Genomic DNA, 6,720 nt, shown 5'->3' on the forward strand with positions numbered 1-6,720 from the left:
AGTCGCATTACGCTTAATGCCACTTGGTTTACCTTAACACCTGACTGCTTGTTGAATTAACAAGCGGTCTTTACTTTTTTGTGTGAACAGTTATGTCGTTACTTGCTTTATTTGGTGCCCTAGAAAGTGGTCTAATCTATGCGTTAGTGGCTTTGGGCGTATACATTTCATTTCGGGTGTTAGATTTTCCAGATTTGACTGCGGATGGTAGTTTTCCCTTAGGCGGTGCTGTCGCAGGCGTGGCAATCATTGCGGATGTCAACCCTTGGCTGGCTTGTATCTTTGGTATGCTTGCTGGGGGTATTGCAGGTTTGGTAACGGCTTGGCTACATGTCAAACTTGGTATTTTACAGCTGCTCTCCAGTATTTTAGTGATGGTCGCGCTGTATGCCGTCAATTTGCGTATTATGCAAGCGCCAAACTTGCCATTGCTCGGTGAGCCAACGATATTTGGCGAACTGGTGACCGATAGTAACGGCTATTGGATGCGCTGTGTGGTGATTGGGGGTGTGGTGCTTGCTGCCAAATTATTCCTAGACTGGTTTTTTAGTACTGAGATGGGCTTGGCAATGCGGGCAACTGGCTCTAACCTTAAAATGTCACAAGCACAAGGAATTGCTACCTCTCGTAGCATTTTGTTAGGTATGGCGATTTCTAACGGGCTGATTGCGCTTGCTGGTGCGATTTTTGTGCAAACCCAAGGGGGTGCCGATATTTCCATTGGTGTTGGTACCATTGTGATTGGTCTTGCTGCCGTTATCATTGGTGAAACCATCATCCCTGCCAAAAAAATGCTGTGGATTACCCTATCTGCTATTGTCGGGGCGATTCTTTATAAATTCTTTATCCAAATTGCGTTGTCAAATGATACCTTACGTGCGATTGGTTTTGGTCCTCAAGATGTTAACTTAGTCACCGCACTACTGGTGGTGATTGCTTTAATCTTACCAAAAATCAAATCAAAAATTTTGAGCAATCGCCATAAGCATGCTGCTTAACTTGGTATCAAATAGTTGATGTTAACTTTGGCACTTAACAACTTATAAAGTAAAAGGACAATGCCTTATGATGAACGCAGACAACCTACGATTGACCTTCAATCCTGGTACGCCCATTGAAAACCCTGCCTTACGTGGTATCAGCCTGCGTATTGAGGCAGGTGAATTTGTCACGGTCATTGGTACCAACGGCGCAGGTAAGTCGACGTTTTTAAATGCCGTCGCTGGCACTATTCGGGTGGATAGCGGCAAAATTACCTTAAACAATATTGACGTGACCAAAAAATCTGCCCACCAGCGCGCACACTGGGTAGCACGCGTTTTCCAAGACCCAATGGCAGGTACTTGTGAAGCCTTAACCATTGAAGAAAACATGGCACTTGCTTACAAGCGCGGCGAATCGCGTTTTTTAAAAGGCGCATTGAATCACAAAAACCGTGAAATCTTCCGTGAAAAACTGGCGATTTTAAAATTAGGGTTAGAGAATCGACTCACTGACCGTATGGGTTTATTATCAGGCGGGCAACGCCAAGCGGTTAGCCTATTAATGGCATCCCTGCAGCCGTCAAAAATTTTACTACTCGATGAACACACGGCTGCCCTTGACCCAAAAACCGCCGCTTTCGTCTTGGAACTGACCGATAAAATCGTCCAAGAAAACAATCTTACCACCATGATGGTCACTCACTCCATGCAACAAGCGCTCAATCACGGCACACGCACCGTCATGCTACACCAAGGACAAGTGGTACTAGACGTATCAGGCGATGAACGCAAAGGCATGACTGTTCATGATTTACTCAATATGTTTGAACGCACCCGCGGCGAAGTGGTAGAAGATGACAGCTTAATTTTAAGCTAACTTAACTGCGCCCAATCAAATACGGTGAGTTAAATAGCATGGCTTAAATAGAATGAGTTAAATAGGCGCTAGCGCTTAATAAGATGAAGATGGATAACATAAGTTATCCATTTTTTTACACACAGTGATAAATTAATTCTTCATAATAACACTGGATAAGCAAGCAGTGACAATACTGCTATTTTCCCTAAATTTTAATTATAAAAAACGATACACTTTGAGGTCACTATGTTTGATTTAAAATCACTTGTTACGAAAGCTGTCGAAGACAAAACGTTAAATGTCAATGAATACATCTTTATGCCAGAGCGCGTGGATATGATGGTAAAAGATGGACGGTTAAGCTGTGTACTAAACACCAATGGTAAAGTTGATTTTATTTACCATAAAAATGGTATCACCGAAGTGCGTTCAGGTCTACGTAAAAGTCCGTTTACCTCATTTCGCAATGAGCTTCACTATGGGGTGTATGATGATGTGGTGGATGAAGTGATTGAAGCGGTTGAAAAAATCATTGGCAGTCAATCCAAATACTTTAATTTTGCCGCAGATGCAGAATAAAAAAGTCAATTATAAAAAGCTGAAACCTTACTTTTCAGCTTTTTTTATATCTTTTATTTATAGATGATTCCTTTATTTATAGATGATTAAAGGCGCTATCAATCGCATCATCTAATCGCTCAACCGCGATGATTTTGAGACCTTGATACTGCTCTAATTGCGTTTTGGGTGCATTGGCTTTGGGTACAATCGCATGAGTAAAGCCATGTTTCACCGCTTCTTTTAGACGCTCTTGACCATTGGGAACCGGTCTGATTTCACCCGACAAGCCCACTTCACCAAATACTGCCAGGGTATAAGGCAAAGGCTTTTCCTTGATGCTAGACGCACAGGCCAATAAAACCGCCAAATCTGAGCCTGTTTCAAGCACCTTGACCCCGCCTACCACATTGACATACACATCTTGCCCATTGGTTTGGATACCGCCATGACGGTGCATGACTGCCAGCAACATGGCTAAGCGCTGATAATCTAAACCTAGTGCCATGCGCCTAGGTTGTCCTTGCGATTCATCCACCAGCGCTTGTACTTCAACCAGTAGCGGTCTGGTGCCCTCACGGCTAACCATGACCACTGAGCCTGCAATCGGTTTATCATAGCGACTTAAAAATATCGCCGATGGATTTGCCACTTCTTTGAGTCCTGCATCTGTCATGGCAAAAATGCCCAGCTCGTTGACGGCACCAAAACGATTTTTCACCGCACGAATCATTCGAAAACGGCTGTCCGACTGCCCTTCAAAATACAGTACCGCATCTACCATATGTTCTAGCACGCGAGGGCCTGCCAGCGCCCCTTCTTTGGTCACATGCCCGACCAAAAATAACGCTGTACCCGTTTGCTTGGCATAGCGCGTCAGAATCGCTGCTGATTCACGGATTTGACTGACACCGCCTGGCGCGGATTGGATAGCTTCGGTAAACAAAGTCTGAATTGAGTCAATGATGGCGACGGCTGGTTGCTCTTGGGTTAAAGCTTGGCAGATCATTTCAACATTGGTTTCTGCCAATACTTTTAAGTTGTTATTGGGTAGCCCCAAACGACTAGCCCGCATCGCCACTTGTGATAACGATTCTTCACCGGTAATATACAGTGCACTGCCGGCTAGACTTTGATTTTCTGCCATGTGAATCGCCGTCTGTAGCAAGATTGTGGATTTGCCAATACCGGGATCACCCCCAATCAGCACCACAGAACCTGCTACTAAGCCGCCGCCTAACACTCGGTCAAACTCACCAACACCCGTTGGTAGCCTAGTATCGAGTGACATAGGCACGGCATTAAGTGGCATGACGCTCGATTGTTCGCCTGCGTAGTTGCTAGCTTTTTTGGTGACGGGTTTATGATGTGGCATGCTGACCGTCGGCGCTTCGACAAGGCTATTCCATGCGCCACATTCGGCACACTGTCCCGACCATTTACCAAAGTTTGCGCCACATTGTTGGCACACGTAGGATGATTTTGATTTTGCCATAGAGTCCAATTTGCAATGAAAAATTTAAAAATAAAGAAAAATTAAAGAATAAAGAAAATTAAAGCGTATTGGTGGTAGTGAGAGGGATAAACCATGCAATGAAATTAATGCGATGACATTAATGCAATGAAATTAGGGATAGCGAACTATGTTTGACACACAAATTTTGACATACAAAATTACAGTTATTTGCGACTATATTTATGGGCGACAAGGTCATAAATCCAGTAAAAAATAAACCCATACACCAAAATAAGTAGGGTTAACGAAATATCGAGCATAAACGCCTGCCACAGTCCAATATTCATCACCCACATGACCAGTGGTAAGGTAAAGCCCAACAAGCCACCTTCAAAACCCACTATATGCAGTACCCGTAGCCATATCGGACGAGCCAGTTTTTCACCGGTAAAAAATTTATCAAACAATAAGTTATAAATAAATGTCCAAATCATGGCGATGAGTGAAATGCCAATCAGCAGCGCCAATATACTTGCGTTATGCTGCGATTCACTACCCGTAAAGCCAAAAAAGCTGAGTAATTTTACCCAGCCTAATGATAGCAGTATGGCGATTGTCTCAAATAACATCGCTTGCCAGATGCGTGCTTTGGTGGTCATCACGTTTTGCTTCTAGCCATCTTACTAAACCCTGCTTGCTAGACCATGAAGTTTTCACCCAAGTAGACCTTACGTACCAACTCATTGTCTAAGATATGCTCTGGTGTACCTGCCGCAATAATTTGTCCTTCACTGACAATATAGGCATGTTCACAGATAGCCAAAGTTTCACGCACGTTGTGATCAGTAATCAACACGCCGATACCGCGCTGTTTGAGCTTGATAATCACCTCTTTGATATCGCCTACCGAAATCGGGTCAACCCCAGCAAAAGGCTCGTCAAGCAAAATAAACTTGGGATTTGAGGCAAGGCTGCGGGCAATCTCACAGCGTCTGCGCTCACCGCCTGACACACTCATCCCTAATGAGTGGCGCACATGACCCAAATTAAATTCCCCAATCAGCTGCTCAAGTTGCTGCTGCTGCCCCGCTTTATCCAAATCTGTGCGAGTCTGCAAAATCGATAAAATATTTTCTTCAACGGTTAATTTGCGAAAAATTGACGCTTCCTGCGGTAAGTAGCCAATGCCTGCTGCGGCGCGCTCGTGCATGGACAATGCCGACAAATCCCGATTACCGAGCTGTATTTGCCCTTTGTCCATATTGACCAGACCAACGACCATATAAAAGCTGGTGGTCTTACCCGCCCCATTTGGACCGAGTAACCCAACCACTTGTCCTTGTTCTACCGAAAAAGACACGTCTTTAACCACCCAACGCTTGCCATAGCGTTTGGCAAGGTGCTGCATGATTAGAGTCTGGTTGGCTTGCGGTTGCGACATAATAAATCCTAGAACTAAACAATGGCAATGAACAAAGCGAAAGCAAGTTAAAAAATACTAGCGATTACGAACGCCCACACGGTTGCTCGCTTGTGGTGGAAATACCAATTCAACTCGTTGGTTATTCCCTGCTTTTGCCTCAATATCACCCACTTTTAGACTGTAATGGATGACATTGCCAGAAAAACTACCGCCATTTTGGGTCAAGCGCGCATTACCCGTGAGGGTGACAAGCCCTGTTTTGACATTGTAGTCAATTCGATTCGCCTGACCTTTCGCCAAGCCCTTCTCTTGTGTCACAATTTGTTGGATAGTGGCAGGGCGCCCTGTTGCGACTGCACTTTCGATGGCGCGAGTCGGCGTCAAATTGACGGTTAAATTATCCGCCGCCATTTTGAGCGTGCCTTGGGTAATGGTAACGTTGCCTGTATAGCTTGTCACCCCAGAACGCTCACTGTACGTCGCTTTATCTGCCAACAACCGAATCGGCTCATTGGCGTCTGATGGCAAGGCGTTTGCCACGTTCGATGCCGCAAGGACGCCAGCAACTGACACACCGCCAGCCATTATTAATTGTCGAGTCTTCACCACAATCATGTTAAACCTTTTATATAAAAATTTTAAAATCAACAATATAGATTAAATTAGCACCGAAGTTAAAGATTTTTGATAGTCACTTAAATCCCATCAACATCGCAACTGAGTTGCTGTCTTAACAGTAGCTGCTGTACTAAATGCTAGGATTAGCTACTGTGCAGGTTGAATCATCACACTCACTTGTCCAAAACCGTAATCACCCGTTGCCAAGTCACCACTAAATTGTTTGGCATCAAACCGATTATTCCCATGGATAAAGGTAAGCGGTTCATTAGTCATTACTGTATTATTGACCAAATCACCGACAAAGTTTTTACCTATCATTTTAACGGGCAAATTCGACATACTGGTATTTTGGGTGAGCAACGGAACGCTGGTTAAGGTCACGTTACCTATCAGTTTGGCAATCTGCTTATTTTCATCCAACTGCGCTTGGTCAGCCACCAAAGTTACTTCACGCTCATTTTTTGGACGGATAACAATCTGCGGCTTGGACATCACGGCGGTATTGGCATTTTGGTAATGGGTTACCTGCGCCGCTGTTAACTGATAGCCAACACTACCTGTTTCGGTCGTTTGTAGCGCTTTAATTTGCTCTGCTTGGTAATCAATATCGGTCGGTTTGAGGGATACTTGGGTCAAGCGAGCATCGTTTTGCGCATAAAAATAGGCCGATACGATAATAAATAATAAGCCTAAAATAAATAGCGTTTTTGTTGACACGATTGCCACCTAACATTGCCAAAAAATTTGATAAAAATGGACGTTACCACACTAAACCGCATACGCAAATCACTTAAAATAAATCACTTAAAATAAATCACTT

At 44.1% G+C, this 6,720-nt stretch carries 8 protein-coding genes; 3 read left to right on the forward strand and 5 right to left on the reverse strand.

Features of this window, described 5'->3' with window-relative positions:
* Positions 1-92 precede the first annotated feature (92 nt).
* From RT143_RS05355 to RT143_RS05365, 3 genes are all read left to right on the forward strand, one after another.
* Positions 93-998 carry an ABC transporter permease gene (locus tag RT143_RS05355; protein WP_313091677.1) on the forward strand — a complete coding sequence of 302 codons (906 nt, stop codon included), beginning with the start codon at positions 93-95 and terminating at the stop codon, positions 996-998.
* Between the two features lie 67 nt (positions 999-1,065).
* Positions 1,066-1,860, forward strand: coding sequence for an ABC transporter ATP-binding protein (locus RT143_RS05360; RefSeq protein WP_036593505.1), 795 nt, complete (start codon positions 1,066-1,068; stop codon positions 1,858-1,860).
* Between the two features lie 228 nt (positions 1,861-2,088).
* Entirely contained in the window at positions 2,089-2,421 is a 333-nt protein-coding gene (locus RT143_RS05365) for a hypothetical protein (RefSeq protein ID WP_096488671.1), read from the forward strand.
* A 76-nt stretch (positions 2,422-2,497) separates the two neighbouring features.
* On the opposite strand, the gene radA is transcribed toward RT143_RS05365, so the two are convergent.
* From radA to lptC, 5 genes are all read right to left on the reverse strand, one after another.
* Positions 2,498-3,895, reverse strand: coding sequence for a DNA repair protein RadA (gene radA, locus RT143_RS05370; protein WP_050324120.1), 1,398 nt, complete (start codon positions 3,893-3,895; stop codon positions 2,498-2,500).
* Between the two features lie 185 nt (positions 3,896-4,080).
* Positions 4,081-4,515 (reverse strand): PACE efflux transporter, encoded by a 435-nt coding sequence (locus RT143_RS05375; RefSeq protein WP_313091679.1) that lies wholly within the window; start codon positions 4,513-4,515, stop codon positions 4,081-4,083.
* A 38-nt stretch (positions 4,516-4,553) separates the two neighbouring features.
* The gene (lptB, locus tag RT143_RS05380) at positions 4,554-5,297 is read right to left on the reverse strand and encodes an LPS export ABC transporter ATP-binding protein (RefSeq protein WP_135889063.1); all 744 of its coding nucleotides are present in this window, start codon (positions 5,295-5,297) and stop codon (positions 4,554-4,556) included.
* A 57-nt stretch (positions 5,298-5,354) separates the two neighbouring features.
* Positions 5,355-5,864, reverse strand: coding sequence for a lipopolysaccharide transport periplasmic protein LptA (gene lptA / locus RT143_RS05385; RefSeq protein WP_313091729.1), 510 nt, complete (start codon positions 5,862-5,864; stop codon positions 5,355-5,357).
* A gap of 180 nt (positions 5,865-6,044) precedes the next feature.
* Positions 6,045-6,617: an LPS export ABC transporter periplasmic protein LptC gene (lptC, locus tag RT143_RS05390; protein WP_050324506.1), complete on the reverse strand. Its 573-nt coding sequence runs from the start codon at positions 6,615-6,617 to the stop codon at positions 6,045-6,047.
* Positions 6,618-6,720 lie beyond the last annotated feature (103 nt).

This window comes from Moraxella sp. CTOTU48268 (genome assembly GCF_032069585.1).
GTDB lineage: Bacteria > Pseudomonadota > Gammaproteobacteria > Pseudomonadales > Moraxellaceae > Faucicola > Faucicola cinerea.

What these genes read in the sequence shown, in the direction of transcription:
- RT143_RS05355 (WP_313091677.1), top strand. Translation starts at nt 93, where the DNA reads ATGTCGTTACTTGCTTTATTTGGTGCCCTAGAAAGTGGTCTAATCTAT.
- RT143_RS05360 (WP_036593505.1), top strand. Translation starts at nt 1,066, where the DNA reads ATGATGAACGCAGACAACCTACGATTGACCTTCAATCCTGGTACGCCC.
- RT143_RS05365 (WP_096488671.1), top strand. Translation starts at nt 2,089, where the DNA reads ATGTTTGATTTAAAATCACTTGTTACGAAAGCTGTCGAAGACAAAACG.
- radA (WP_050324120.1), bottom strand. Translation starts at nt 3,895, where the DNA reads ATGGCAAAATCAAAATCATCCTACGTGTGCCAACAATGTGGCGCAAAC.
- RT143_RS05375 (WP_313091679.1), bottom strand. Translation starts at nt 4,515, where the DNA reads ATGACCACCAAAGCACGCATCTGGCAAGCGATGTTATTTGAGACAATC.
- lptB (WP_135889063.1), bottom strand. Translation starts at nt 5,297, where the DNA reads ATGTCGCAACCGCAAGCCAACCAGACTCTAATCATGCAGCACCTTGCC.
- lptA (WP_313091729.1), bottom strand. Translation starts at nt 5,864, where the DNA reads ATGGCTGGCGGTGTGTCAGTTGCTGGCGTCCTTGCGGCATCGAACGTG.